Origin of the sequence: Streptomyces sp. NBC_01384 (assembly GCF_045040035.1) — a bacterium.
Lineage (GTDB): Bacteria > Actinomycetota > Actinomycetes > Streptomycetales > Streptomycetaceae > Streptomyces.
Map to the genome: position 1 here is coordinate 8603516 of NZ_CP109559.1, position 26923 is coordinate 8630438.

A 26923-nucleotide genomic window follows, 5' to 3' on the forward strand; every position below is an offset into this window, starting at 1 on the left:
GCCGGTTCAGCTGTCCAGCACCACCAGCACGAGCGGAACTCCGTCGCACGGGACCAGCCGCATCCCGCCGAAGTGCGCGCCCCGTGCTCCCGCCAGCGCCGCACCGAAGTCCGGCCCCTTGGTGAGCGATCCGGCCAGATGCGCCGGGTCCGCGGAGGCGGCCACCCGTCCGCGGGCGTTCACCAAGTGGGCGGCCCCCGGCAGCCTTTGGAGCAGCGGGATCACCGTCGCCTCGAAGTGCCGCAGATAGACGTCGGCCGCGGCGACGCCCACGAACCGGCCCTCCACGTGCACGGGCGCGGACAGCGTCAGGCTGTATTCGTCGGAGCAGAGGTAGTCCACATAGGGCCCGGCGACGGCACGCTGCCCGGTGTCGCGGGGGAGGGCGAACCAGTCCCAGTGCGTGTAGTCGGAGTACGCGGAGTACTGCGGGTCGAGGTCGAGCAGCAGCGGTCGTACGTCCCCGTCGGAGCCCGTCTGCCACCACTCCAGCCACGCGGGAACGTCACTCAGCAGTCCCGGCGCCGCGACGAACCCCACACCCGACACCAGCTCCTGCCGGGCGAGCCGGAGATGAAGCCCCGGGCGGAGCGCGGCCAGGTCCACGGTCGCGGGGCGACGGTCCTGCGCGACGACCCGGGTGAGCAGCGCCGCCGTGTCCGCCCGGGTCTCGGCCACCGCCTCGAACACGGTCTCCAGGGTGGAGCGGACCTGCGCGGCGACGGCCGCCTCGGGTGTCGCGTCAAGCGTCGCCGCGGCGCCGACCGGGCCGGGGCTCCTGCTCATGGGTGCTCTCCAGCGGACGGGGACCGGACACGGTGTGCGGCATCGCGAGGCGCAGCGCGATAAGCCGAGCCGTCGATTTCTGGACACACTCCTCGGCCAGCGCTCTGGCCGATTCGTGGGCCCCATCCTGCACCGCCGAGATCACGGCGCGGTGACGGTCCGCGACTTCTCCACGATATTCGTCGTCGCCGAGCACGAGGCAGAGCAGCGCCCCCACCTCCGTCTGCAGCGCGACCTGTTCGCGGGTCAGCCGGGCGGACTGCGCGGCCGCGGCGAGCTCGACATGGAACCGGCCGTACATACGGCTGCGCGCCGCCGCGTCCCCGGCGGTTCCCAACTCATCGAGCGTGCGCCGCAGCTGCTGAAGGTCGTCCGGCTCCGTGCGCTCCGCCGCGAGCCGGGCGGACGCGCCCGACACGGCGGCCCAGTGGTCGCCCAGGTCGCGCAGCTCCTCGGTGCTCCAGCCGGCCAGCCGGGCCCTGAGCCGCTCCTCGCCGGGCTCCTCGGGCAGGGACACGAAACTGCCGCCGCCGCGTCCTCGGCGGGTGGTGACCAGGCCCTGCTGGCGCAGCGCCATGAGCGCCTCGCGCAGCGTCACCGTGGACACGCCGAGCTGCCCGGCCAGCTCCATCTCGCCGGGCAGCTGCTCCCCGTCGGCGAGCAGCCCGAGCTCGATGGCGTCGCCGAGCCTGTGGACGACCGTGTCGACCCGGGCGCGGTTGTCCACGGGGGTGAAAACGGCTCTGCGGACACTGTCGGCGTTGCTCTTCGCGTGCCGGTTCACGACCACCACCTTGTGCGTTGACTCAACCTTTACTCTAAGGGGGTCTTGAGCTTTGAACTATGACTTCATATCTTTCCGGCAGACGTTCAACGTTTCAATGCACCAGAAAGGTTCCCTGCCCATGGAGGGAATGGCGATCCGGCTCCAGGGCCTGCGGAAGGCGTTCGGCGAGACGACCGCCGTGGCCGGGGTCGACCTGGACATACCCGACGGCGAGTTCTTCTCGATGCTCGGCCCGTCCGGCTCGGGCAAGACGACCGTCCTGCGGATGATCGCCGGCTTCGAGAGCCCGACCGCGGGCCGGATCGAGCTGGCGGGCCAGGAGGTGACCGGGCTCGCCCCCTTCGAGCGGGACGTGCACACCGTCTTCCAGGACTACGCGCTCTTCCCGCACATGACCGTGGAGCAGAACGTCGCCTACGCCCTCAAGGTCCGCGGGGTGCCCAAGGCCCAGCGGCTCCAGCAGGCCCGCGAGGCGCTCGCCGGCGTACGTCTCGAAGACTTCGGCGCCCGCCGTCCCTTCCAGCTCTCCGGTGGTCAGCGCCAGCGTGTCGCGCTGGCCCGCGCCCTCGTCGGGCGCCCCCGGGTACTGCTCCTCGACGAGCCGCTCGGCGCCCTCGACCTCAAGCTGCGCGAGCAGATGCAGGTCGAGCTCAAGGCGATCCAGCGCGAGGTCGGCATCACCTTCGTCTTCGTCACGCACGACCAGGAGGAGGCCCTGACGATGAGCGACCGCATCGCCGTCTTCAACCGGGGCCGCATCGAACAGGTCGGCACCCCCGCCGAGATCTACGAACGCCCCGCCACCCCCTTCGTCGCGGGCTTCGTCGGCACCTCCAACCTGCTCGAAGGGGACGCCGCGCAACAGGTCCTCGGCGCCACCGGCACGTACAGCATCAGGCCCGAGAAGATCCGGGTCCTCAAGGAGTCCGCCGAGGCCGACGAGCCCGAGCACTCCACCGCCACCGGCACCGTCGTCGAGGTCGTCTATCTCGGCGACGCCACCCGTTTCCTCGTGGATCTCGACGCGGGCGGACGCCTGACCGCGCTCCAGCAGAACCTGGAGACCTCGTCCGAGGACGTCGCCGCCTACCGCGGCACCCGGGTCCGGCTCCAGTGGCACCGCCGCCACACCTTCGAGGTCCCGGACGCCCGCTGACCCCCACGCCAGGCCCCCTCACCCATGGAGAACGTCGTGCGCCTCACCAGAACCCTCCAAGCCGCGGCCGCCGTCACGGTGTTCCTCGCGGCGTCCGCCTGCGGATCCTCCGACTCGGGCTCCTCCTCCACCGGACTCAACCCCCCTGACCTCAAGGCGCAGTCGAAGCTCGGCAAGACCGAGGGGCAGGTCAACCTCATCGCCTGGGCCGGCTATGTGGAGGACGGCTCCAACGACCCCAAGGTCGACTGGGTCAGCGACTTCGAGAAGCAGACCGGCTGCCAGGTCAACTCGAAGGTCGCGGCCAGCTCCGACGAGATGGTCAAACTGATGAAGACCGGCCAGTACGACGCCGTTTCCGCGTCCGGCGACGCCTCCCTGCGCCTCATAGCCTCCGGCGACGCGGCCCCCGTCAACACCGGCCTGGTGCCGAACTACAAGGACGTCTTCAGCGGTCTGAAGCAGAAGGCCTGGAACTCCGTCGACGGCAAGATGTACGGCATTCCGCACGGCCGCGGCGCCAACCTCCTGATGTACGACACACAGAAGGTCTCGCCCGCGCCCACCTCCTGGTCCGCGGTCTTCGACGACGCCTCGAAGTACAAGGGGCACGTCACCGCGTACGACTCCCCGATCTACATCGCCGACGCAGCGCTGTATCTGAAGGCGACCAAGCCGGAGCTGAAGATCAAGGACCCCTACGCGCTGGACCAGAAGCAGTTCGACGCCGCTGTCGCCCTGCTCAAGAGGCAGAACGCGAACGTGGGGGAGTACTGGAGCGACTACCTCAAGGAGATCTCCGCCTTCAAGAGCGGCGACTCGGTGGTCGGCACCACCTGGCAGGTCATCGCCAACCTCACGCAGAGCGAGGGCGTCAAGGTGAAGGCGATCGTACCGAAGGAGGGCTCCACCGGCTGGTCCGACACCTGGATGCTGTCGGCGAAGGCCAAGCACCCCAACTGCGCGTACAAGTGGATGGACTGGATCATCTCGCCGAAGGTGAACGCCCAGGTCGCCGAGTACTTCGGTGAGGCCCCGGCCAACGCCAAGGCGTGCGCACAGACCAGCGACAAGTCCTTCTGCGACACCTTCCACGCCGCCGACGAGGGCTACTGGAAGAACACCGCCTTCTGGAACACGCCCATCGAGCAGTGCCTCGACGGCCGCACCGACGTGAAGTGCGTGCCCTACGCCAAGTGGGTCCAGGCCTGGACCGAGATCAAGGGCTGAGAGACACCGATGACCTCCACCGCGCAGGCCGCCGGACGCTCCCCCGTCGGGCGGCTCGCCGGGACCCTGCACCGCCGGCCGCGGCTCAGGCTGTCCCTGCTGCTGACCGCGCCACTGCTGTGGCTGGCCGTGCTCTATCTCGGCTCGCTGAGCGTGCTGTTCATCTCGGCGTTCTGGACGACCGACTCCTTCACCTCCGAAGTCGTGAAGGTCTGGTCGACCGACAACTTCCACGCGCTGTTCACCACGCCCGTCTACCGGCAGGTGATCCTGCGCAGCATCGGCGTCGCGCTCGCCGTCACCGCCCTGTGCGCGGTGATCGCCTTCCCGGTCGCCTTCTACACGGCCCGCATTGCCAGGCCGCGATGGCGCCCCCTGCTGGTGGTCGCCATCCTCACGCCGCTGTGGGCGAGTTACCTGGTCAAGGTGTACGCCTGGCGGCTGATCCTCTCTCAGGGAGGCCTCGCCGACTGGATGCTGAAGCCGTTCGGGCTCAGCGGCCCCGGGTTCGGACTGTTCGCGGCGATCCTGACACTGACGTACCTCTGGCTGCCGTACATGATCCTGCCGATCCATACGGCACTGGAACAGCTGCCCGCCAACCTGCTCGACGCGTCGGCCGACCTGGGCGCCCGGGCCGGGCGAACCTTCCGTTCGGTCGTGCTGCCGATGGTGCTGCCGTCCGTCGCCGCGGGCTCGGTCTTCACCTTCTCGCTCAGCCTCGGCGACTACATCACCGTGCAGATCGTCGGCGGCAAGACCCAGCTCATCGGCAACCTCGTCTACTCCAACATCGAACTCAACCTGCCCATGGCCGCCGCGCTCGGCACGGTCCCCGTCGTGGTGATCGTGGTGTACCTGCTCGCGATGCGCCGTACGGGCGCCCTGAGCAGTCTCTGAGGAGCCTTTGCCGTGCAACTCTCCCGTTCCGCGCGCATCGCGCTCCGTGTCGCCGCCGGGCTCGGCTTCGCGGTCATCTACGTCCCGCTCGCGCTCGTCCTGGTCAACTCCTTCAACCCGGACCGCAGTGCGAGCTGGCCGCCGTCGAGTCTGACCTTCCACTGGTGGTCGGTCGCCTGGGAGAACGAGGGCGCCCGCGCCGCGCTCTGGGTGTCGGTCAAGGCGGGCGTCGGTGCCACCGCCATCGCGCTGGTGCTCGGCACGCTGATCGCCTTCGCGGTGGCCCGGCACCGCTTCTTCGGCCGGGACGCCATCTCGTTCGTGGTCGTCCTGCCGATCGCGCTGCCCGGCATCGTCACGGGCATCGCGCTCAACTCGGCGTTCAGTACGGTACTTGAGCCGCTCGGCGTCGGCCTCGGCATGTTCACCGTGATCGTCGGGCACGCCACCTTCTGTATCGTCGTCGTCTTCAACAACGTCGTCGCACGGCTGCGCCGTACCTCCGGTTCGTACGAGGAAGCGGCGATGGACCTGGGTGCGGACACCTTCCGGGTCTTCGTCGACGTCACCTTCCCGCTGGTGCGCTCGGCGCTGCTGGCGGGCGGCCTGCTCGCCTTCGCGCTGTCCTTCGACGAGATCGTGGTGACGACGTTCACGGCCGGGCCCGGTATCGAGACCCTGCCGATCTGGATCTTCAACAACATGACACGGCCCCAGCAGGCACCGGTCGTGAACGTCGTGGCGGCGGTGCTCGTCCTGCTCTCCGTGCTGCCGATCTACGCCGCCCAGCGACTCTCGGCCGACACGGCGTCCGGGAGCAGGGTGTAGGGCCTGTCGTGTGGATCAGGCCGGTGAGCGGGGTCCGGCACGCGCATCTGCCGCGTTGTCGTCGGTCGCCATGGCTCCGCCATGACCGCCTCCTCCGCCTTGCGGCCGCACGCACGGGACCCCGCTCACCGGCACCGGTCAAGCGCCGCCTCCTGACACGACCTGATCCAAACGACAGACCCTAGCGGCCTCTCACCCCGCGAACTTCCGCATCCACGCCTCGACTTCGTCCGCCGAACGGGGTAGCCCGCCCGACAGGTTCTCGTAGCCGTCCGCTGTGACGAGGAGGTCGTCCTCGATCCGGACGCCGATGCCGCGCCACTCCTCGGGCACGGTCAGGTCGTCCGGCTGGAAGTAGAGGCCGGGCTCGACCGTGAGCACCAAACCGCGGACCCGGTCTCCCTGGAGGCGCTGCGTCCGGCCGCCCGGGAGATCGTGACCGCGGCGGCGGCCGGTGACCTCATCGCCTACGTCGAGGCCGACATCCGCTTCCACCTGGGCCTGCTCGCCCTCGCCGGCAACGCCCACCTGGTCGAGGTCGTCGGCGACCTCCGCAAGCGCTCCCGCCTCTACGGCCTCAACGCCCTCGCCGAGACGGGCCGCCTCCAGGACTCCGCCGAGGAGCACCTCGAACTCCTCGACACCCTCCTCGACCGCGACCCCGAGGCCGTACGAAGGGTCATGACCCGACACCTGGGCCACGTCCGGGGCCTGTGGGCGGCCCACTAGGTTCAACCGGGTTACGCAAGCAGCTTGCATTTCTTGCGCTATTCTTGCGCGCATGACGCGACGACTTGCTCAGGTGGCGAAGAAGGTCGGGGTCAGTGAGGCCACGGTCAGCCGGGTGCTCAATGGCAAGCCCGGTGTCTCCGACTCCACCCGGCAGGCGGTGCTTTCGGCGCTCGACGTGCTCGGCTACGAGCGGCCCACCCAGCTGCGCGGGGAGCGCGCGCGGCTTGTCGGGCTCGTCCTGCCCGAGCTGCAGAACCCGATCTTCCCGGCGTTCGCCGAAGTGATCGGCGGGGCGCTCGCGCAGCTCGGACTGACGCCGGTGCTCTGCACCCAGACCAAGGGCGGCGTCTCCGAGGCGGACTATGTGGCGCTGCTGCTCCAACAGCAGGTGTCCGGTGTGGTGTTCGCGGGCGGACTGTACGCGCAGGCCGACGCACCGCACGAGCACTACCGGCAGCTGGCGGACCGCAACATCCCGGTGGTGCTGGTCAACGCGGCCATCGAGCACCTCGGTTTCCCGGGCGTCTCCTGCGACGACGCCGTCGCGGTCGAACAGGCCTGGCGGCACCTCGTCTCGCTCGGCCACGAGCGGATCGGCCTGGTGCTCGGGCCCGCCGACCACATCCCCTCGGGCCGCAAGCTGGCGGCGGCGCGGGCGCTCGCCCCCGAGCTGCCCGAAGAGCACGTCGCCCGGGCCATGTTCTCCGTCGAGGGCGGCCACGCGGCGGCCTCCCGCCTCATCGACCGCGGTGTCACCGGCTTCATCTGCGCCAGCGACCCACTCGCCCTCGGTGTCGTACGGGCCGCCCGCCGCAAGGGGCTTGCCGTGCCGTCACAGGTCTCCGTCGTCGGCTACGACGACTCCGCGCTGATGAACTGCACCGAGCCGCCCCTGACCACCGTCCGCCAGCCCATCGAGGCGATGGGCCGGGCGGCCGTCGAGCTGCTGAACACCCAGATCGGCGGGGGCAGCGTCACCGCCGAAGAGCTGCTGTTCGAGCCGGAGTTGGTGGTCCGGGGGTCCACCGCGCAAGCGCCCCGCCACTGAGATCCACCACCGAGATCCACTCTGCTGTCAAATAATTCCAGATTCTGCGTAACATCTTGCGGACCGTTGTCGGCGGTGCTTGAGTGTGCGGCGCCAGCACACGGCGGTGCGCCAGAACACGGTGGCGCACCCCCGTGGGCCTTCCTCGCTCCTGCCCAAAGGGGTCCACCGATGAGAAGTCCCGGCTTCCGCCGTACTGTCGTCGTGCTCACGGCGTCCGCCCTCGCGCTCACCGCCACCGCCTGCGGTGGCAGCGACAACGGCTCCGCGGGTGGCAAGACCCGCATCACGGTCAACTGCATGCCGCCGAAGAGCGCCAAGGTCGACCGCTCGTTCTTCGAGGCCGACGTCAAGGCGTTCGAGCAGCAGAACCCGGACATCGACGTCGTCGCGCACGACGCGTTCCCCTGCCAGGACCCCAAGACGTTCGACGCCAAGCTCGCCGGCGGCCAGATGGAGGACGTCTTCTACACGTACTTCACCGACGCCCGGCATGTCGCCGATATCAACCAGGCCGCCGACATCACGTCGTACGTCAAGGATCTCAAGAGCTACGGCACCATCCAGCAACAGCTGCGCGACATCTACACCGTCGACGGCAAGATCTACGGAGTCCCGCGCACCGGCTACTCGATGGGACTCATCTACAACCGCAAGCTCTTCCAGAAGGCCGGCCTCGACCCCGACAAGCCACCGGCGACCTGGGAAGAAGTGCGCGCGGACGCCAAGAGGATAGCGGCGCTCGGCGGCGGCACCGTCGGTTACGCCGACTACAGCGCCCAGAACCAGGGCGGCTGGCACTTCACCGCCGAAATGTACTCGCAGGGCGGCGACGTCGTCTCGCCGGACGGCAAGAAGGCCACCATCGACACCCCGGAGGGCAAGGCCGTCCTGCAGAACCTGCACGACATGCGCTGGAGCGACGACTCCATGGGCAGCAAGCAGCTCCTCGTCATCAACGACGTCCAGCAGCTGATGGGCTCCGGGAAGCTCGGCATGTACCTCTCCGCGCCCGACAACATCCCGATCCTCGTGAAGGAGAAGGGCGGCAACTACAAGGACCTCGCCCTCGCGCCCATGCCCGGCGGCAAGGGCACGCTCATCGGCGGCGACGGCTACATGTTCAACAAGAAGGACAGCCCCGAGCAGATCAAGGCCGGCCTGAAGTGGCTGGACCACATGTTCCTCACGCCCGGCAAGGGCTTCCTCGGCGACTACGCCCGCGCCAAGCAGCACGACGCCCCCGTCGGCCTGCCCGAACCCCGGCTCTTCACCGGCGCCGCCGACGCCAAGGACCAGCAGGTCAAGAAGGCCAACGCCAATGTGCCCGTGGAGAACTACCAGGCCTTCCTGGACGGCAACCAGAGCCTGCAGATGAAGATCGAGCCGCCGAACGCCCAGCAGATCTACTCGGTCCTCGACGGCACCGTCTCCGCGGTCCTCACCAAGAAGGACGCCGACATCGACCAGCTTCTCAAGGATGCGTCCGGGAAGATCGACTCCATCCTGGCCCGGGGCTGACCACGCGTATGAAGACCGCATCGAAGCCCGTGGTGCTCCCTCCGGCCGCCGTCGGCGCGCCGGAGGTACCGCGGTCGGCCGGGCGCCGGGCAGGGGGCCCGTGGCGCCGGCGCCTGGCCGACCAGTCCCGCGCGTACGCCTTCCTCATCGGCGGCCTGCTCTGCTTCGCGCTGTTCTCCTGGTACCCGGCGATCCGCGCGGTCGTGATCGCCTTCCAGAAGTACACGCCGGGCTCACCGCCCCAGTGGGTCGGCACCGCCAACTTCACCCGCGTCTTCCACGACCCGGAGTTCACCGCGGCCTGGCGCAACACGTTCACCTTCACGCTCCTCGCCCTGCTCATCGGCTTCGCCGTCCCGTTCGTGATGGCCCTGGTCCTCAACGAGCTCCGGCACGCGAAGGCCTTCTTCAGGGTCGTGGTGTACCTGCCGGTGATGATCCCGCCGGTGGTCAGCGCCCTGCTGTGGAAGTGGTTCTACGATCCCGGAGCGGGCCTCGCCAACGAGGCGCTGCGCTTCCTGCACCTGCCCACCTCGAACTGGTCCAACGGCGCCGACACCGCGCTCGTCTCCCTGGTCATCGTGGCCACCTGGGCCAACATGGGCGGCACGGTCCTGATCTATCTGGCCGCGCTCCAGGGCATCCCAGGGGAGCTGTACGAGGCGGCGGAGCTGGACGGCGCGAACATCCTTCAGCGCATCCGGCACGTGACGATCCCGCAGACCCGGTTCATCGTGCTCATGCTGATGCTCCTTCAGATCATCGCCACGATGCAGGTCTTCACCGAGCCGTTCGTCATCACCGGCGGCGGCCCCGAGAACGCCACGGTCACCGTCCTCTACCTCATCTATAAGTACGCGTTCCTCTACAACGACTTCGGCGGCGCGTGCGCGCTGAGCGTCATGCTCCTGGTGCTGCTCGGCCTCTTCTCCGCGATGTACCTGCGGCTGACCCGCTCGGCGGGGGAGGAGTACGTATGAGCAGCGGCACTCGCACCCTGGTCTCCCCGCTCACCCTCGCCCGCCCCCGCGGCAAGGCCCTCTACTGGACCGTCTTCACGGCCGTCGTCCTGCTCTTCGCGCTCGCCTTCCTCTTCCCGGTCTACTGGATGGTCACCGGCGCCATGAAGTCCCCGGACGAGGTGACGCGGACCCCGCCGACCCTCGTGCCCAAGGCATGGCACATCAGCGGCTACACCGACGCCTGGGACCTGATGGACCTGCCGACCCATCTGTGGAACACGGTGGTGCAGGCCGCCGGCGCCTGGCTGCTGCAGCTCGTGTTCTGCACGGCCGCCGCGTACGCCCTCTCCAAGCTGAAGCCGGCCTTCGGCAAGCTGATCCTCGGCGGCATCCTCGCCACCCTGATGGTCCCGGCGCAGGCGCTGGTCGTACCGAAGTACCTGACCGTCGCCGACCTCCCACTGATCCACACCAGCCTGCTCAACGACCCGCTCGGCATCTGGCTGCCCGCCGTGGCCAACGCCTTCAACCTCTATCTCCTCAAGCGCTTCTTCGACCAGATCCCGCGCGATGTCCTGGAGGCCGCCGAGATCGACGGCGCCGGACGGCTGCGCACCCTCTGGTCCATCGTGCTGCCCATGTCCCGCCCCGTCCTCGGCGTCGTGTCGATCTTCGCCCTGGTCGCCGTCTGGCAGGACTTCCTCTGGCCGTTGATGGTCTTCTCCGACACCGACAAGCAGCCGATCAGCGTGGCGCTCGTCCAGCTGTCGCAGAACATCCAGCTGACCGTGCTCATCGCCGCGATGGTGATCGCCAGCATCCCCATGGTCCTGATGTTCCTGGTGTTCCAGCGGCACATCATCGCCGGGATCGGCGCGGGCAGCACCAAGGGCTGACACCGACCCCGCAACAGAAAGGCAGGCACCGTGGGACAGCCCACCCATGCCCAGAACTGGTGGCGCTCCGCCGTCATCTACCAGGTGTACGTCCGCAGCTTCGCGGACGGCGACGGCGACGGCACCGGCGACCTCGCGGGCGTCCGCGCCAAACTCCCGTACCTCGCCGAACTCGGCGTCGACGCCCTGTGGTTCAACCCCTGGTACCTGTCCCCGATGAAGGACGGCGGCTACGACGTCGCCGACTACCGTGTCATCGACCCGGCCTTCGGGACGCTCGCCGAGGCCGAGAAGCTCATCGCCGAGGCGAAGGAGCTGGGCATCCGCACCCTCGTCGACATCGTGCCCAACCACGTATCCGACCAACACCCGTGGTTCCAGGCGGCCTTGGCCGGAGGGCCCGAGCGCGAACTCTTCCACTTCCGTCCCGGACGCGGCACACACGGTGAATTCCCGCCCAACGACTGGCCGTCCCAGTTCGCCGGCTCCGCCGAACCCGTCTGGACCCGGCTGCCCGACGGCACCTGGTACCTCCACCTGTTCACCCCCGAGCAGCCCGACCTCAACTGGGCGCGCCCGGCCGTCCGGCAGGAGCACGAGGAGATCCTGCGGTTCTGGTTCGAGCGCGGCGTGGCCGGCGTCCGCATCGACTCGGCCGCCCTGCTCGCCAAGGACCCGGACCTCCCCGACTTCGTCGAGGGCCGCGATCCGCATCCGTACGTCGACCGCGACGAACTCCATGACATCTACCGCTCCTGGCGCACGGTCGCCGACGCCTACGACGGCATCTTCGTCGGCGAGGTCTGGCTCCCGGACACCGAGCGCTTCGCCCGCTATCTGCGCCCCGACGAACTGCACACCGCCTTCAACTTCTCCTTCCTGTCCTGCCCTTGGGACGCCGGACGCCTGCGTACGTCGATCGACGAGACCCTCGCCGAGCACGCACCGGTCGGCGCGCCCGCCACCTGGGTGCTGTGCAACCACGACGTGACCCGCACGGTCACCCGCTACGGCCGCACCGACACCGGCTTCGACTTCGCCACCAAGGCCTTCGGCACCCCTACCGACCTCGCGCTCGGCACCCGCCGCGCCCGCGCCGCCGCGCTGCTCTCCCTCGCCCTGCCCGGCGCCGTCTACCTCTACCAGGGCGAGGAACTGGGCCTGCCCGAGGCCGAGATACCCCGCGACCGCATCCAGGACCCGATGCACTTCCGCTCCGGCGGCACCGACCCGGGGCGGGACGGCTGCCGGGTCCCACTCCCGTGGACGGCCGACGCGCCCTACGCGGGCTTCGGGGGCGAGCCCTGGCTGCCGCAGCCGAGCGGCTGGTCCGCGTACGCCGCCGACCTCCAGGCCGCCGACCCTGGCTCGATGCTCTCCCTCTACCGCGCGGCCCTGAAGATCAGGCCGGAGTTCGGTGACGGCCCGCTCACCTGGCTGCCCGCACCCGAGGGCGTTCTGGCCTTCGCCCGACCACGGCAGGAGGAACGTCTGCTGTGCGTCGTGAACCTCGCCGATGCCCCCGCCGACCTCCCCGCACACTCCCGACTCGTCCTCGGCAGCGGCCCCTTGGACCGGCAGGGGCGACTGCCGAAGGACACGGCGGTCTGGCTGCGCGGCTGACACCGCCTCGACCGAGGCGACCGTCAACATCACCGGTACGACGATCACCGACAGCCCGTACAGCGCCTTCGAGTTCGTGTCGGGCGGCGGACACCGGTATGCGGTCAGGAATGTGACAGTCGATGGGGCGACTGTCACAAAGGCAGGCACGGTCGTCGTCCAGGCCGAGTCGCAGGGCGCGGCCAGGTTCAGCAACGTCCAGGCCACCGGAGTCGGGGCAGCGGGCATATACAACTGCCCCTACCCGACCGGCTCGGGAACCTTCACCCTCACCGACGGCGGCGGCAACGCGGGCTGGGACTCCACCTGGGCGACGCGAACAGCTACTGGGAGTCCACCAACAACGCCTTCCCGCAGGCCTGGACGGTGGAGCTCGGCTCGACCCAGCCCGCCCGCCGCCTCGTGCTGAAACTCCCGCCGGCCTCGGTCCGGCAGGCGCGCACGCAGACCCTGTCGGTCCTCGGCAGCACCGACGGCTCCGCGTACTCGACGGTCGTCGCCTCGAAGGACTACCGCTTCGACCTGGCGACGGGAAACACCGTGACCGTAACCCTCCCCAGTGGCACGAACCTGCGCTATCTCCGGCTCAACGTCACCGCCAACACCGGTCGGCCCGCCGCCCAGTTCAGTGAAGTGGAGGCGTATCTGTCCTGACATCGAAGGGCACCCCGCGCTTCGCCGCCTGGATCTGCTCGTACACATGGGTCCGCAGCTCGGCGAAGCGCGGGGCGACCCGGGTGTGCAACTGGTCCCGCTCGTCCGGGAGATCGACCTTCAACTGCTCCTGTACGACAGTGGGGGAGGCGGAGAGGATCAGGACCCGTTCGCCGAGGTACACCGCCTCGTCGATGTCGTGGGTGACGAACAGGATGGTGATGCCGCGCTCCCGCCAAAGGCCGCGCACCAGATCCTCCAGATCGGCGCGGGTCTGCGCGTCGACCGCCGCGAACGGCTCGTCCATCAGCAGCACTTCCGGCTCGTACGCGAGCGCCCGGGCGATGGCGACACGCTGCTGCATCCCGCCGGACAGCTGCCACGGGTACGCGCCCGCGGCATCCGTGAGCCCGACGGACTCCAGCGCGTCCGCGACCAGCTCCCGGCGCCGACCCTTGCTCAACGGCTTCTGTTTGAGGGGCAGTTCGACGTTCTCCCGCACCCGCATCCAGGGGAACAGACTGCGTCCGTACTCCTGGAACACGAACGCCATCCCGGGCGGCGGCCCGCTCACCGGACGGTCGTTCAGCCGTACCTCACCCGCCGTCGGAGTCAGCAGCCCGCCCATGCACTTCAGGAGTGTGGTCTTGCCGCATCCCGACGGGCCGACGAGACAGACGAGCTCGCCCGCCTCGACGGTGAAGGTGAGGTCCCGTACCGCCTCCACCCGGCGACCGGAACCCTCGTAGACCTTGTTCAGGCCGGATACGACAAGAGACGCGTGCATGGACCGCCCTTTCGCGAGCTTCACGGGGACCGCCGGGACACCGCGCGCAGACCGTGGTACCAACCGAGCACCCGGCGCTCGACCAGTTGGAAGACGACCGAGAGAAGGAAACCGAGCAGGCCCAGGACGAGGATTCCGGTCCACATGTCGGGGATCGCGAAGCTCCGCTGGAACTGGACGATGGTGAAGCCGAGGCCGTTGCTGGCCGCGAACATCTCGCTGATGACCATCAGGATGATCCCGATGGAGAGCGCCTGGCGCAGGCCCGCGAAGATCTGTGGGCTCGCCGCGCGCAGGACCACGCTGCGCAGCCGGGCGGCGCCCGTGATGCCGTACGAACGCGCCGTCTCCGCCATCACCGAGTCGACCGCCCGCACGCCCTCGACGGTGTTGAGCAGGATCGGCCAGACGCAGCCGCTCGCGATCACGACGATCTTCATCGTGTCGCCAATGCCCGCGAACAGCATGATGACGGGGACGAGGACGGGCGGTGGCACCGCGCGCAGGAATTCGAGGACCGGTTCGCAGAAGGCTCGCACCCGCCGATAGGAGCCGATGACCGTGCCCAGTGCCACGCCCACGACGGCGGCCGAGGCGTAACCGGCGAGGAGGCGCAGCACGCTCGGCAGGAGGTCGGAACGCAGCCGCTCGCCCGTCCAGACGTCCGGGAAGGTCTTGACGATCGTGCGGAGCGGCGGCCAGTACACGTTCGTACTGCCGTCGGACGCCAGCCACCAGCCCGCGACGAGCAGCGCCGGGAGCGCGACGACGAACAGCGACCGCAACAGGAACGGCCTCACACCGCCACCTCCCCGCGCACCGACTGGTGCCAGGCCAGCGCCCGGCGCTCCACCGTGCGGGCGCCCACGTTGATCAGGAGCCCGAGGAGACCGGTGACCACCACCAGTGCGTACATGTCGGGGACGGCCTGCGAGGACTGGGCGACCGCGATGCGCGCGCCCAACCCCGGTGCACCGATGACGAGTTCGGCGGTCACGGCGAGGATGAGGGCGACGGCGGCGGCGAGGCGGACGCCCGTCATGACGTACGGCAGCGCCGTGGGCCACAGGACGTGCCGGACGCGCGCCCACGGGCCGAGGCCGTACGAGCGGGCCGTCTCCTCCGCCACCGGGTCGACGTCCTGGACGCCGTACAGGACCTGGACGAGGACCTGCCAGAAGGAGGCGTACACGACGAGGAGGAGGACGGAGCGGAGTTCGGTGCCGTAGAGGAGCACGGCGAGGGGGATCAGGGCGACGGAGGGGATCGGGCGCAGGAACTCGATCGCGGAGGCGGTGGCCGCGCGCAGATACGGCACGATCGAGACGACCAGCCCCACGACGACGCCCGCGCCGACCGCGATCGCCAGGCCCAGTGCCCAGCCGCTGAGGGTGTCACCGAGCGCCGTCCAGAAGGCGTGGTCGCCGACCTCCTGCCCGAGCGCGTCGGCGATGCGGCTGGTCGGCGGGAAGTACGCCTCCTTGACGAGACCGAGCCGCGGCACCGCCTCGCCCAGCGCGAGGAAGGCCGCGAGCCCGGCAGCGCCCAGGGCGGCGTTGGCGCCCCTCACGGCAGCAGCTTGTCGAGATCGGGCGTCGACTTGAAGAGCCCGTCCTGCTCGCCCAGCTTCTCCAGCGCCTCGATCGAGGCGCGGTTCGGCTCGGCCGGCCACTTCGGCAGGGTCACGTTCGCGAGGGTCGCCGCCGGGATCTTCGTGTACGTGGTGACCACCTGGCGGACCTCGTCCGGGTGGGCGTCGGCGTAGGCGAGGGACTCCGCGGTCGCCTCCCGGAACTTCTTCACCACGTCGGGGCTCTTCTGCTCGTACTGCGTCGACGTGAAGTACATCGCCACGGTGAGGTCCTTGGCGACGTCGACCAGGGACGAGGCGATCTCCGTGGCGCCCTGGCTCTTGACGGTGGCGAGCGCGGGCTCGACCACCATGGCGGCGTCGATCTGTCCGCTGTCGAGGGTGGCGGGCATCTGATCGAAGGCCAGCTCGACGAACTTCACCTTGGACGGGTCGCCGCCGGCCTTGCGCACCGACTCGCGCACCGCGGTCTCGTTGATGTTCTTGAGGGTGTTGACGGCGACCTTCTTCCCCTCCAGGTCCTTGGCGGACTTGATCGGGCTGCCCTTCTTCACCGTGATGGCACCGAAGTCCCTGCCCGCCACGCCCGTCGAGGCGACGCCGTTGACCACGGCCTTCACGGGAATGTTCTGGCTCTGGGCGATCATCAGCGAGGTCACGTTGGAGAACCCGAACTGGAACTGGCCGCTGACCACCCCCGGCACGATCGCCGCGCCGCCCTGCGCGGTCGTCATGGACAGCTTCAGGCCGCGCTTGCTGAAGAAGCCCTTTTCCTGGCCCAGGTAGAGGGGCGCGACATCGACGATGGGGATGACCCCGACCTTGACCGTGGTGGTACCGCCGGACGATGCGTTCTTGTCCGAGGCGCCACCGCCGCCGGATGAACCGCAGGCCGACGCGGCGACCAGAAAGGATCCGACCGCGAGACCGGCGAGCAGACGACGCATGGCTCCTCCTGTGCAGACGACATTGTTCCGACAGGTTGTGCGCACACCGCGAAATGGTGCTCAGCGGGAAGGTAGAGCCCCCGTACGGCGGGGTCAATGACTTTGGCTAACAATATTGTTGACAGTTATGCATCGGGACGATCACGCACGATCGCCGCCCCGGTGCGGTACCGGGACGGCGAGGTGGTCAGGGTCTTGGACCGCGTCGAGGCGGACCTGCGGGCTCACAAGTCCAGCACGAGTCGCTTCCCGAGGCACCGGGAGACGCAGATGAGCATGGTCTCGCCCGCCTCCCGCTCCTCGTCCGTGAGCACCGAGTCCCGGTGGTCCGGGGTCCCTTCGACGACGTCCGTCTCACAGGTCCCGCAGGTGCCCTCGGTGCAGGAGAAGAGCACCTCGACGCCCGCGCCCCGCACGGTGTCGAGGACGGAGACGTCCGCGGGAACGGTCAGCGTTCGTCCGGTGCGCGCGAGCACCACCTCGCTCCAGGTGGTGAACAACCTTCTGTCCAACGCGCTCGTCCACACGCCGCCGGGCACTGCAGTCGACGTACGCGTGGGAACGGCCCGCGCGGGGGCGACGACAGGAGGTACCGACCGCCCCGGCCGGACCAGCGGCTCACCACCGCTGACCACGGGCACGCCGATCTGCGTGATCGAAGTCGGCGACCAGGGGCCGGGGTTGCCTTTGGAGGAGGCCGAGCGGGTCTTCGAGCGCTTCTACCGCGTCGACCCTTCCCGCTCCCGTGACCACGGCGGCAGCGGCCTCGGCCTCGCCATCGCCACGGCGATCGCCCGGGGCCACGGAGGCCGCCTCGAACTCGACACCGGAGCGGGTGCCGGGTGCACGTTCCGCCTGGTGCTTCCGGTCAGGGATTGACCGGCCCCCTGCTCAAGGGTGCCGTTGTCGGCAGCTGCGTTCGAGAACGCCGGCCGGCGCAGGCGCGCGCCGAAGGCCTCCCATGATTCCTACGGATCTGCTGCCGACGCTCCGGCGCCGTGTCCGTGAGCGAGTCCGTCGGCACAACCGTGCTGGGGGCTTCACCGGGCCCCCAGCACGACTGCTTCCTCGTTACTGCCGGCTCCATTTCTGGTTGGTGCCGCCGTTGCAGGTCCACAGCTGGACTAGGGCGCTGTTGGCGGTGGAGGCGTCCTTGACGTCCAGGCACAGGCCGGACTGGGCGCTGGTGACGGTGCCGTCGCTGTTGAGGTTCCACTGCTGGTTGCTGCCGCCGGTGCAGTCCCAGATCACGACCTTGGTCCCTGGGGAGGTCCCCCATTGGTCGGCATCCAGGCACTTGTTTCCGTAGACCCGCAGCTCCTTGGCGGAGGTGAGGTTCCACTGCTGGTTGGTGCCGCTGTTGCAGTCCCAGATCTCGGTCTGCACGCCGTTGGTGGTGCTCGCTCCGGGCACGTCCAGGCAGCGGTTGGAGCCGGCGCCGCGCAGTACGTTGCCGTTGCCCGTGCCGCTTCCGCCGCCGGGGTTGGTGCCGGTACCCCAGCCCCACTGGAGGCGGTCGAGGCCGGACTGGTTGGTGACGGTGAGGGACAGGTTGGTGCCGCTGCCGTTCAGGGAGGTGATGGCACAGGAGGCGTTGTCGCAGGGCCCGGGGCCCTGGGTCTGGTTGGCTTCCTTGACGCCGGTCCACAGGACCGTACCGATGCCGAGGCTGCGTGCGGTGTCGGTGATGGCGTAGAGGAAGGAGATGTTGTTGGTGCCGTCCTTGGGGCCGTTGTAGTCGACGCCGGTGGTCATCGGGTCGCCGAACTCGGTCACCACGGCGCGGTCGGCGTAGCCGCACAGGTTGTCGGTGAACTCCTTGACCCAGTCGGCCTCGGTGCTGTGGGAGACGCCGAACATGCTGTACGTGTGGATGGACAGCAGGGTGCCGGACAGCCGGGAGTCGGAGCCCACGCCGCACAGACTCGCGTCGCCCCACAGGCCGGGGACGATCACGTGGTCACGGGGCAGGCTGGGGTAGTGCGCCAGCCAGTCGGCCTCGAAGTTGGTCAGGTCGGTGGAGCTGTACGCCCAGGGCTCGTTCATGATGTCGAAGTAGAAGTTGCTCTTCGAGCCGTACTTGTTGATCATCGTGTCCCACATCTGGTAGAAGGACGCGGTGTCGCTGACCTTCCCGTTCTGCAGCCACGGGGCGACGATGACCTTCATGCCCAGCGCGGTGGCGGCGTCCAGCGTCGCGGTGTAGCTGCCCCACCAGGTTCCCGAGGTGGTCGCCGCGTTGAATCCCATGCGGACGGTGTTGGCCCCCAGGCTCTGGAAGCCCTTGAGGATGGCTGTGGACTTCGTGTACACGGTGGCGTAGTCGTCCGACTCCGAGAGGCCGACGGGGATGTTGGGGCCGGTGATGAAGTTGTCGTTGGGATCTGCCCAGTTCACTCCGCGGAACTGGCTGGTGCCCGAGGCCGCCGCGGCGGCCTGCGTCGGTGACGCGGCATGGGCCGTGCCGCCGGTCAGTAGTCCCAGCAGCGCCAGGGTTGTGGCCGCCGAGCCGGCGATCAGGCGCTGGGCGGTACGGAGGCGTCTGCCGACGCCCTGACGGCTTTCCGGGCCGGCGGGAGCGTTCGCCTGCTCACCGGTCCCTGGACGTTCGCGGTGGCGAAGCAGGCCCTTTGTCGTGCTGTTCACGAAGTTCTCCTTGCGAGGTTGGGGGGAAATCGCTTTTCGGCGTCTGTCAGCACCACGCCGGTGCCCGTCACGGGTGGTGCCGCCGCATGGTCCGGAGAGCGGCACCACCCGCTTTTCCCTGCGGAATACCGTGGGATCAGCCCAGAGTCCATTTCTGGTTGCTGCCGCCGTTGCAGGTCCACAGTTCGGCCAGGGCGCCGTTGGCGGTGGAGGCTCCGGTGACGTCCAGGCAGAGCCCGGATGCGACTCCTGTGACGGTGCCGTCGGAGTTGAGCTTCCACTGCTGGTTGGCCTGTCCGTTGCACGTGTACGTCTGCACCTTGGTGCCCGCGGAGCTCCCGTAGCCGGCGGCGTCCAGACACACCTGCGACGAGCCCGAATAAACCGTCAACTCGTTCGATGGTGTGTGCGTGAAGATCTGGTTCGCCCCACCGTTGCAGTCATACGTCTGCAGTTGGGTGCCCACCGCGGTGGACCATCCCGGCACGTCAAGGCACTTGCCCGCGCCCACCGCGTGCAACTCGCCCGTGTTCGTCCCGCTGGAGGAGGCGGCGTAGCCGACGGAGGTGATGTTGGACTGGACGGCGTCCTCGGTGGCGTTCGAGGGGTAGCCGGAGGTCATGACGCCTTCGTAGAAGGTGCCGGCGGAGCTGTTGCTGTTGTCGCCGCCGATGCCGAGGAGGACGGCGCCCTGCTTCTTCATCGGGTTGTAGCCGTCGGCGTTGGGGCGTACGCCGTCGTAGAAGGTCGACAGGTTGCCGGACTGGGCGTCGCCGCCGCGGATCGCCCAGTGATTGGACTCGCCCTTGACGATCGCGGTGGTGAACCGGTGGCTGATCGTCGGGTCGCCCGCGTTGTAGCCCGTGTTCACCCCGGAGAACAGGCCGTTCTCCATGTCGGCCATGATCCACGGGCCGCTGCCGGCGCCGGTGCCCCAGGCCCGGATGCTGCCGAAGTAGATGGCCTCCATGGTGCCGTTGCCGTCGTCGTGGTTGGTGGTCTCGGCGTTGCCGTAGTCGAAGCAGCAGCCGCCGTTGTAGTGGGTGCCGTCGAAGATGGCGTACATGCCCTCGGGTTGGTCGCCGGTGGCGATCCCGTTGGTGTGGTTGTTGCGGTAGCCGGTGCCGGGGCTGACGTAGACGCCGTAGGCCTTGTGCCCGGCGACGGTGATCGGGGCGGCGGTGGCGTCCGCGAGGGCGTCCGATCCGCCGGGGCCCGGGCCGTTGAACGAGCCGAGGGGAGCCCGGGTGAGGTGGTTGCCGCGGCCGGACTGGTCGTAGATGACGCTGATCTCGCAACTCGTACCGGCGCAGAACGAGTCCTGCGCGGCCGCGTCGGCGTATCCGCCCGTGGACAGGACGCCGATGTCCCGGGTGGCGTTGTCCGAGGCGCGCTGGACCTGGTACAGCGGCCCGTTGTAGGAGGAGGACAGGGCGCGTGTGGTGCTGTGCGCGGCCACACAGGGCGTGCCGCCCGCGGCGTACAGGTCACAAGGAAGCGAACCCGCTGCCTGTGCTGTCCCGGTAGCCGTCGTGGCGCCGACCAGCGCACCACCGACGAGCACGGCTGCGGCCCCGACGCGTACCCATCGCTCCGTCGGGCGGACGTGCGGGCCCGCGTAGGGGAGGCCGCGGGTCGGGTCCTGTGCCGTGGTCGGCCTGATACGCAGCCACGCTGCCGTGATTCCCTGACGGACGCTGCGGCGTTCGGACGCCAAGGGGTCGTCCGTCGATGCTCTTCTCATCTCATTTCCCTAACTGTTGAACCCACGGCGGCCCACGGTGTGTTGGCGCTGATGCCTTCTCCGCGAGTGGGGGGCCGCCTTGCCGTGCGGTCGCGGAGAGGTTCGTCCGGCCGGCGCCGCGGTCGTGGCGTCGGCCCGAGGGGTCGTGCCTCCCTGGTTCGGGACGGTCGCGCCGGAGACGCAGACCTCCTGGCCGATCTCGCCGCTGCTGGTGTCGGTGCGCTCGTGGGTGCCGAGGAGCGGGCCGATCCGGAGCGCCTGTGGTGCGGCCTCGCGCGGTGACGGGGCCGGGGCGAGCCTCACGGTCCGCTCCCGGCCGCGCAGGTCACTGGACGGTGAAGGTCCATTGGAGGTTGGTGCTGCCGTTCCAGGTCCATTGTTTGGTGACGGAGCCGGAGGTGACCTGGCCGCCGCCGTCGAGGACGAGGCCGGTGGTGCGGTTGGCGATGCTGTACTGGCCGTTGCCGCGGTCGGTGATCTGCCACTGCTGGTTGGTGCCGCCGTTCCAGGGGGCCTGCTGGGCCGGCGCCCCGTTGGTGGTGGCGCCCCAGCCGTCGGCGACCATGCCGTTGGTGCGGTTGACCAGACGGTAGTAGCCGTTGCCCAGTTCGACGGCCTGCCACTGGAGGTTCGGGCTGTCGCCCGCGGTCCACTGCTTGAGGTTGCTGCCGGAGGCGACGTTGCCGCCGCTGTCCAGGACCAGGCCGTCGGCGACGTTGGTGACGCGGAAGTACTTGGCGGGGTTGAAGATCACCTTCAGAGAGGCGATGGCGTCGTTGTTGCCGGTGTCGCGCAGGTCGGCGTTGTCGGCGGTGAAGGTCCAGGCCGTGCCCGAGAAGTTGTCTCCTGAGTAGCCGGTCACCTGGTAGCCGGCGGGTATCCGGAGGGAGGAGACCGTGCGCGCCGCAAGGCCGGCACTCTGCAGCTGTGCGGCGGTGTAGCCACCCAGCACGAGCCTGGCCGCCGTGCCCCCGTACGAGACATCGCTGTACGCGGTGGCGACGCCGTTGCCGCTGAGGACGGGAATCTGGCCGGAGAAGGTGAACTTCAGCACGTACGCGAGGGCGTTGAACGGCGCCGAGGACGACGGAAGGCTGATGTGCAGGCCGTCGCTGCTCTGCGTGGGCGTGGGCAGGTTGACGTACGTGCCGCTGTTGGCATCCAGCAACTGCACGGACGTCAGTGATCTGAGGTCGATGCGTCCGCTCGCCAGGGTGGTGATGGTCGCGGAGCTGCCGGGCCAGCCCAGGACCGTCGCGTACAGGACGTTGTCGGCCTTGTTGCGGGTGAACCGGAAGTCCTTGTTCGTCCCGGCCACCGGGGCGGTGAAGGAGCCTCCGCCCATCTTGGTCGGGCCTTCGCCGTAGGCGGTCCAGGCGCGGGTGGCGTACAGGGATTCGCCGAACCGCTTGAGGTAGTCGCCGATGCCGAGCAGGACGTCCTTCTGGCCCTGGGGGATGGTGCCGTCGGCCATGGGGGCGATGTTGAGCAGCATGTTGCCGTTCTTGCTGATCCGGTCGATCAGCGAGTGCAGCATCTGGGCGGTGGAGTAGTAGCCGATGCCGACGGTGTAGCACCAACTGGAGTCGCTGACGCTGTCGTCGGTCAGCCAGTACGGGCTGGTGATGTCGGCCGGTCCGCCGCGTTCGTAGTCGAACATCTCGCCGTTGGTGTTGTAGCCGTCCTTGTAGGTGGCCACGACGTCTTCGCCCCAGGAGATGGCCTGGTTGTAGTAGTACGACAGGAAGTTCAGCCGCTGGGTCTCGTCGACCAGACTCAGGTCGAAGTCCTCCCACAGGATGTCCGGCTGGGCCAGATCGACGACCTCTTTGAGCTTGTCGAACCACAGCTGGTTCTCCGCGGCGGTGTCGAGCTGCCCGAACAGCTTCTTCAGACTGGTGGTCGGCTGGGCGGGCACGTGGTCGTAGTAGCCGTTGAAGTTGAACGCGTGGTGCATGGCCACCAGCAGTTTCAGGCCCTTGCCCCGGATGGCGTCGCGGAACAGTGCCAGCAGGTTCAGACCCGGCCCGTGCCGGACGGAGTTCCACTCGTTGGCCGAGCTGTTCCACATCGAGAATCCGTCGTGGTGTTCGGACACCGGTCCGGCGAACTTCGCGCCCGCGTCCACGAACAGCTGCGCCCAGGCGTCCGGGTCGAATCTGCCGCCTTCGGAGACCAACTTTGGCGCGAACTGCACCCAGTTGCCCGCCTTGTCGCGGGCTCCGTCGAGGAAATTGTTGTACGGCCACACCGAGGGGTCGCCGTAGGTGGCGACGTGGTGGCTGTTGGCGGCCATGCCCGAGATGTACATGTTCCGCGGGTACCACTCGTTGTCGTAGGCCGGGACGCTGAAGGCACCCCAGTGGAAGTAGATCCCGAACTTCGCGTCCTGGAACCACTCCGGCGCCGCCGGGTGCTGGTCCACCGACGCCCACGTGGGCGAGTACGACGACGGAGCCGCCAGCGCCCTCGTCGTACCGAGCGTGAGATCCGCCGTCACGGCGGCGACGACACCGGCGGCACTCGACAGGAACACACGCCTGCTGATCGTCATAGCGGAACCCTTCGTCGATTCACGTAGAAGATCGTGGAAGAGGGGACGCCCGAACCCATGGGCCTATTCGGAGCTGTGGAGGCGACGGTGTGGCATCCTCGCGGGCGCTTGCCGCACCGCTCGCCTCTTCGGCAGTGCCGTGCTGCTCTGTCCGGCCCGGACCCACTTCAGGACTCCGGGCCGCCGGACTGACTCGAACGTTGAAACTCCTGTTCTGCGCGGGACGGTCGATTCCGGCGGTGAGTCCCTCGTCGACGCCCCTCGTCCTTCAGCTGCAGTGTTGCCTTATGTTCGATTCTGTCTGTCGCGCCACCGCGTCTGTCGGCGGAACGCTCGCCGATGACGGCGGCGATCGTGAATGCAATACATGGGATGAATTTCGCGAAGGGTGCCCCGGAGGCTCTCGCGGTGTTGCCCCCGTATCGGCTTGCTGGAGCACTGGGAGAGCTTGCCCTGATCGCATCAGGCGGTCAAGAGGCGACGCACACAACTACTGGGAAACACATGGGATGTGTCGCTCAGTCAGGCGGCCGTGGCCACATGTCTGTGCCGAGCTGGGGAGAGGTCTGTCGAGACCCTTGACTGTTCAGTTCTGAAGCAGTTCCCTGATGCTCGCGTTTGATTGTGCGTCATCTTGGTTGGGTGCGGTGGTCATGGTGATGAGGTCGACCGGTCGTGCCGCGAGGTGGCACCGAGCTGAACAGCCGACGGCAGGGCGGGGTGCGTCCGACGGGGCCCGTCTCGCCTTCTCCGCAGACGGAACGTGCCGCACGTCCGCTCGCGGCCACACCTACAACTGAGGGACGCCATCATGTCCAGATCATCACTGTTCCTGCGCCCCAGAACGGTCTTGGTGGCCGCCGCCCTGTCCCTCGCCGGTCTGCTGTGGGCGCCTGCGGCGAGCGCCGCGACCAGCAGGGGGAAGTTGATGGCAAGAAGCCGTTGGCCCAGACCGGCGCGGCACCGCTGGCCGGCCGCGCTGACCGTCATGGCACTGGCGGCCGCGCTCCTGGTCGGAACGTCCGCGACGCAAGCGGTGGCCGCATCCACCACGACCATCACGGTGAACGGGTCGTCGTCGGGAATGACGTTCGACGGTGAAGGCGCGATCAGCGGAGGCGGAGGGAACAGCCGTCTGCTGGCGGACTACCCGCCGGCCCAGCAGAGTCAGATTCTGGACTACCTGTTCAAACCCGGGTACGGGGCGCAGGTGCAGATCCTCAAACTGGAAACCGGCGGTTCGGGAAACTCGACCTCCGGCGCGGAACCGTCCATCGAGGAGACCAAGGGCAACGTCAACTGCGACGCCGGATATGAATTCTGGCTGGCTCAGCAAGCGGTGCAGCGTAATCCCGCCATCAAACTGTACGGGCTGACCTGGTCCGCCCCCGCGTGGGTGGGATCCACTTTCTACACCGCCAACGGGATCCAGTACGTCCTGGACTGGCTGGGGTGCGCGAAGCAGCACGGCCTGACGATCAGTTACATGGGAGGCTGGAACGAGCACGGCTACGACGCGAACTGGTTCCCGCAGCTGCGCAGCGCCCTCGACAACAACGGCTACGGCAGCGTGCAGATCGTGGCCGCCGACGCGAACGACTCCGGCTGGTCGACCGCGGACGGGCTGGCCAACAACCCGGCATTCAAGGCGGCCACCGCGAAGGTCGGCAACCACTACCCGTGCACCCCGTACAACGGGTCCAGCTCCTACACCCAGTGCACCAGCACCCCGACGGCCCAGGGGCTCGGACTGCCGCTCTGGGCCAGCGAGAACGGAACGCTGGACTACCAGGCGGGCGGAGCGCCGATGGCGCGCACGGACAACCTGGTCTACCTCCAGGGCAAGATGGTCGCGAACATCAACTGGCCGATCGTGGCAAGCGCCTACCCCGATGTGTCCTTCGTGGGTCAGGGACTGATCAGGGCGGACCGGCCCTGGTCGGGCACCTACGACGTGGGTCTGTCGACCTGGGCGATGGCACACACCACCCAGTTCGCGCAGCCGGGCTGGCGGTACCTCGACAGCGGCTCCGGATACCTGGGCGGATCGTCCTATACGCAGGGCAGCTACGTATCGCTGAAGTCGCCGAACAACCACGACTGGTCCACCATCGTCGAGACCACGAGGGCTTCCGGCCCGCAGACGGTGACGTTCAACGTGGGCGGCGGGCTGTCGACGGGAACGGTACACATCTGGTCGACCGACCTGGCGTCGAGTGATTCGTCAACGTGGTTCGTCGGGAATCCGGATGTCACGCCGGACGGCTCGGGGAACTTCACGGTGACCTTGCAGCCGGACCGGTCCTATTCCTTCACCACCACGACCGGCCAGGGCAAGGGGACCGCGGTCAGCCCGTCGGCGGCGGACCTGCCGCTGCCGTACAGCGACGACTTCGGCTCTGAAGCGGTCGGCAGCCAGCCCCGTTATCTCGGCACGATGGAGGGCGCGTTCGACGTGCAGCCGTGTGTGGGGCGCTCCGGGAACTGCGTCCAGCAGGAGACACCGGCCCGGCCGCTGGAATGGGGCAACTTCAACGGCGACACGCGTCCCTACAGCGCCGGCGGCAACGGTAACTGGACCAACTACCAGGTCTCCGCGGACGTGATGAACAAGGCCGCCGGATCAGTGGGCATCGCAGGTCGTCAACAGAGCGCCGGCGAGCAGTGGAACGCGGGAGAGGACCCGACCCACGTAAAGGGCTACTGGTTCTCGCTGAGCGATACCGGCGCGTGGTCCGTCACGCGTTCCGACTTCTCGGACAACGTGGTGACGCTCGCGAGCGGCACCGCACCGGGCGCGGCGGGACTGGGCAGCTGGCACCACCTCGCGCTGGGCTTCAGCGGTACGACGATCACGGCCTCCATCGACGGCACGAAGGTCGGCACGGTCACCGACACCGCCTACAGCGCCGGCAAAGTCGCCCTCTTCACCGGCCACTACACAGCCGGCGACCAGTTCGCCAACCTGTCGGTCACGCCGCTCTCGGGCGGCACGCCACAGACGGTGACCGTTCCCTACAGCACCACCGGCAGCGGTGTCGACCAGTGGCAGTACTCCGGGTCCTGGTCCAGCGGCGGTGGCAACACCTGGTCCAACACCGCGGGCAACACCGCCACTCTGACCTTCAAGGGAAACGGGGTGACCCTGGACTCCATCGTCTACAACAGCCAGGGGATCGTGACGGTCTCGGTCGACGGCGGCGCTGCGACCTCCGTGGACCTGTACCGCAACTCCAGTCAGGGCGTGACCGCGCCGGTCCTCACCGCCGACGGGCTCGATCCGACGGCGACCCACACTCTCAAAGTGGCGGTCACCGGTACCAAGAACAGCGCATCCAACGGCAGTTGGGCCTCGGTCGCCGACGCGGTCATCACCTAGATTCCGTGGCTGGCGGCCGCGGGCGCCCGGCTGGTGGCCCGGGACGGCCGGATCGGCGCCCTGCCCGGTCCGTTCGCCCGCTGGTCCGGCACCAGGGACACCCCGGCGCCGGCCCGGGAGTCCCTGCGCGCCTGGTGGCGTCGTACGAGAAC

The 26923-nt window shown here is 68.7% G+C and carries 21 protein-coding genes and 4 pseudogenes; 13 read left to right on the forward strand and 12 right to left on the reverse strand.

The features are described 5' to 3' along the window. Positions 1-6: 6 nt before the first annotated feature. Both OG747_RS39520 and OG747_RS39525 read right to left on the reverse strand, forming a co-directional pair. Positions 7-786: a cache domain-containing protein gene (locus OG747_RS39520; RefSeq protein WP_405884151.1), complete on the reverse strand. Its 780-nt coding sequence runs from the start codon at positions 784-786 to the stop codon at positions 7-9. Beyond that, a complete protein-coding gene (locus OG747_RS39525) occupies positions 743-1570 on the reverse strand; it encodes a FadR/GntR family transcriptional regulator (protein WP_405884152.1) in 828 nt (275 codons plus the stop codon). The genes OG747_RS39520 and OG747_RS39525 overlap by 44 nt, the downstream gene beginning before the upstream one ends. Before the next feature lie 121 nt (positions 1571-1691). Between OG747_RS39525 and OG747_RS39530 the strand changes: the two genes are divergently transcribed. Genes OG747_RS39530 through OG747_RS39545 form a run of 4 tightly spaced genes read left to right on the forward strand, consistent with a single transcriptional unit; the run spans position 1692 to position 5687 of the window. Further along, positions 1692-2729, forward strand: coding sequence for an ABC transporter ATP-binding protein (locus OG747_RS39530; protein WP_405884153.1), 1038 nt, complete (start codon positions 1692-1694; stop codon positions 2727-2729). Positions 2730-2765: 36 nt separating this feature from the next. Further along, positions 2766-3959 carry an ABC transporter substrate-binding protein gene (locus OG747_RS39535; RefSeq protein WP_405884155.1) on the forward strand — a complete coding sequence of 398 codons (1194 nt, stop codon included), beginning with the start codon at positions 2766-2768 and terminating at the stop codon, positions 3957-3959. Positions 3960-3968: 9 nt separating this feature from the next. Beyond that, positions 3969-4859, forward strand: coding sequence for an ABC transporter permease (locus OG747_RS39540; RefSeq protein WP_405884156.1), 891 nt, complete (start codon positions 3969-3971; stop codon positions 4857-4859). 12 nt (positions 4860-4871) lie between these two features. Then, positions 4872-5687 (forward strand): ABC transporter permease, encoded by an 816-nt coding sequence (locus OG747_RS39545; RefSeq protein ID WP_405884158.1) that lies wholly within the window; start codon positions 4872-4874, stop codon positions 5685-5687. A gap of 192 nt (positions 5688-5879) precedes the next feature. Here OG747_RS39545 and OG747_RS39550 read toward each other — a convergent pair whose 3' ends face one another. Further along, the gene (locus OG747_RS39550) at positions 5880-6182 is read right to left on the reverse strand and encodes a M24 family metallopeptidase (protein WP_405884159.1); all 303 of its coding nucleotides are present in this window, start codon (positions 6180-6182) and stop codon (positions 5880-5882) included. Here OG747_RS39550 and OG747_RS39555 point away from each other — a divergent pair. From OG747_RS39555 to OG747_RS39585, 7 genes and pseudogenes are all read left to right on the forward strand, one after another. Further along, positions 6069-6416, forward strand: a pseudogene (locus OG747_RS39555) (GntR family transcriptional regulator); the annotation flags it as partial. The gene OG747_RS39550 and the pseudogene OG747_RS39555 sit on opposite strands and share 114 nt — an antisense overlap. 52 nt (positions 6417-6468) lie before the next feature. Then, positions 6469-7467 (forward strand): LacI family DNA-binding transcriptional regulator, encoded by a 999-nt coding sequence (locus OG747_RS39560; RefSeq protein ID WP_405884160.1) that lies wholly within the window; start codon positions 6469-6471, stop codon positions 7465-7467. Positions 7468-7638: 171 nt separating this feature from the next. Further along, positions 7639-8988, forward strand: a complete 1350-nt coding sequence (locus OG747_RS39565; protein WP_405884161.1) for an ABC transporter substrate-binding protein — start codon at positions 7639-7641, stop codon at positions 8986-8988. A gap of 8 nt (positions 8989-8996) precedes the next feature. After that, on the forward strand, positions 8997-9968 hold the full coding sequence (locus OG747_RS39570; protein ID WP_405884162.1) for a carbohydrate ABC transporter permease: 972 nt from the start codon (positions 8997-8999) through the stop codon (positions 9966-9968). After that, positions 9965-10846 carry a carbohydrate ABC transporter permease gene (locus OG747_RS39575; RefSeq protein WP_405884163.1) on the forward strand — a complete coding sequence of 294 codons (882 nt, stop codon included), beginning with the start codon at positions 9965-9967 and terminating at the stop codon, positions 10844-10846. Before OG747_RS39570 ends, OG747_RS39575 begins: the two co-directional genes overlap by 4 nt. Before the next feature lie 30 nt (positions 10847-10876). Then, the gene (locus OG747_RS39580) at positions 10877-12469 is read left to right on the forward strand and encodes a glycoside hydrolase family 13 protein (RefSeq protein WP_405884164.1); all 1593 of its coding nucleotides are present in this window, start codon (positions 10877-10879) and stop codon (positions 12467-12469) included. Positions 12470-12473: 4 nt separating this feature from the next. After that, a pseudogene (locus OG747_RS39585) lies at positions 12474-13123 on the forward strand (discoidin domain-containing protein); the annotation flags it as partial. On the opposite strand, the gene OG747_RS39590 reads toward OG747_RS39585, so the two are convergent. The 5 genes and pseudogenes from OG747_RS39590 to OG747_RS39610 all read right to left on the reverse strand — a co-directional run. Then, on the reverse strand, positions 13095-13910 hold the full coding sequence (locus tag OG747_RS39590; RefSeq protein WP_405884165.1) for an ABC transporter ATP-binding protein: 816 nt from the start codon (positions 13908-13910) through the stop codon (positions 13095-13097). The pseudogene OG747_RS39585 and the gene OG747_RS39590 sit on opposite strands and share 29 nt — an antisense overlap. A gap of 20 nt (positions 13911-13930) precedes the next feature. Beyond that, positions 13931-14710 carry an ABC transporter permease gene (locus OG747_RS39595; protein WP_405884166.1) on the reverse strand — a complete coding sequence of 260 codons (780 nt, stop codon included), beginning with the start codon at positions 14708-14710 and terminating at the stop codon, positions 13931-13933. Beyond that, positions 14707-15480: an ABC transporter permease gene (locus OG747_RS39600; RefSeq protein WP_405884167.1), complete on the reverse strand. Its 774-nt coding sequence runs from the start codon at positions 15478-15480 to the stop codon at positions 14707-14709. Before OG747_RS39600 ends, OG747_RS39595 begins: the two co-directional genes overlap by 4 nt. Continuing rightward, a complete protein-coding gene (locus tag OG747_RS39605; protein WP_405884168.1) occupies positions 15477-16448 on the reverse strand; it encodes an ABC transporter substrate-binding protein in 972 nt (323 codons plus the stop codon). The genes OG747_RS39600 and OG747_RS39605 overlap by 4 nt, the downstream gene beginning before the upstream one ends. Positions 16449-16672: 224 nt before the next feature. Then, positions 16673-16930: pseudogene (locus tag OG747_RS39610) on the reverse strand (2Fe-2S iron-sulfur cluster-binding protein); the annotation flags it as partial. Between the two features lie 4 nt (positions 16931-16934). On the opposite strand from OG747_RS39610, the pseudogene OG747_RS39615 reads away from it, so the two are divergent. Next, positions 16935-17327: pseudogene (locus tag OG747_RS39615) on the forward strand (sensor histidine kinase); the annotation flags it as partial. Positions 17328-17519: 192 nt separating this feature from the next. Here the strand turns inward: OG747_RS39615 and OG747_RS39620 are convergent. The 4 genes from OG747_RS39620 to OG747_RS39635 form a co-directional block, all read right to left on the reverse strand. Further along, complete coding sequence (locus OG747_RS39620; protein ID WP_405884169.1) at positions 17520-19094, reverse strand: ricin-type beta-trefoil lectin domain protein; 1575 nt, start codon at positions 19092-19094, stop codon at positions 17520-17522. A gap of 136 nt (positions 19095-19230) precedes the next feature. Beyond that, positions 19231-20838, reverse strand: a complete 1608-nt coding sequence (locus tag OG747_RS39625) for an arabinofuranosidase catalytic domain-containing protein (RefSeq protein WP_405884170.1) — start codon at positions 20836-20838, stop codon at positions 19231-19233. Positions 20839-20847: 9 nt separating this feature from the next. Next, on the reverse strand, positions 20848-21141 hold the full coding sequence (locus OG747_RS39630; protein WP_405884171.1) for a hypothetical protein: 294 nt from the start codon (positions 21139-21141) through the stop codon (positions 20848-20850). Positions 21142-21163: 22 nt separating this feature from the next. Beyond that, on the reverse strand, positions 21164-23392 hold the full coding sequence (locus tag OG747_RS39635; protein ID WP_405884172.1) for an alpha-L-fucosidase: 2229 nt from the start codon (positions 23390-23392) through the stop codon (positions 21164-21166). A gap of 811 nt (positions 23393-24203) precedes the next feature. Here OG747_RS39635 and OG747_RS39640 point away from each other — a divergent pair. Then, the gene (locus tag OG747_RS39640; RefSeq protein ID WP_405884173.1) at positions 24204-26771 is read left to right on the forward strand and encodes a galactosylceramidase; all 2568 of its coding nucleotides are present in this window, start codon (positions 24204-24206) and stop codon (positions 26769-26771) included. The last annotated feature ends 152 nt before the right edge of the window (positions 26772-26923 follow it).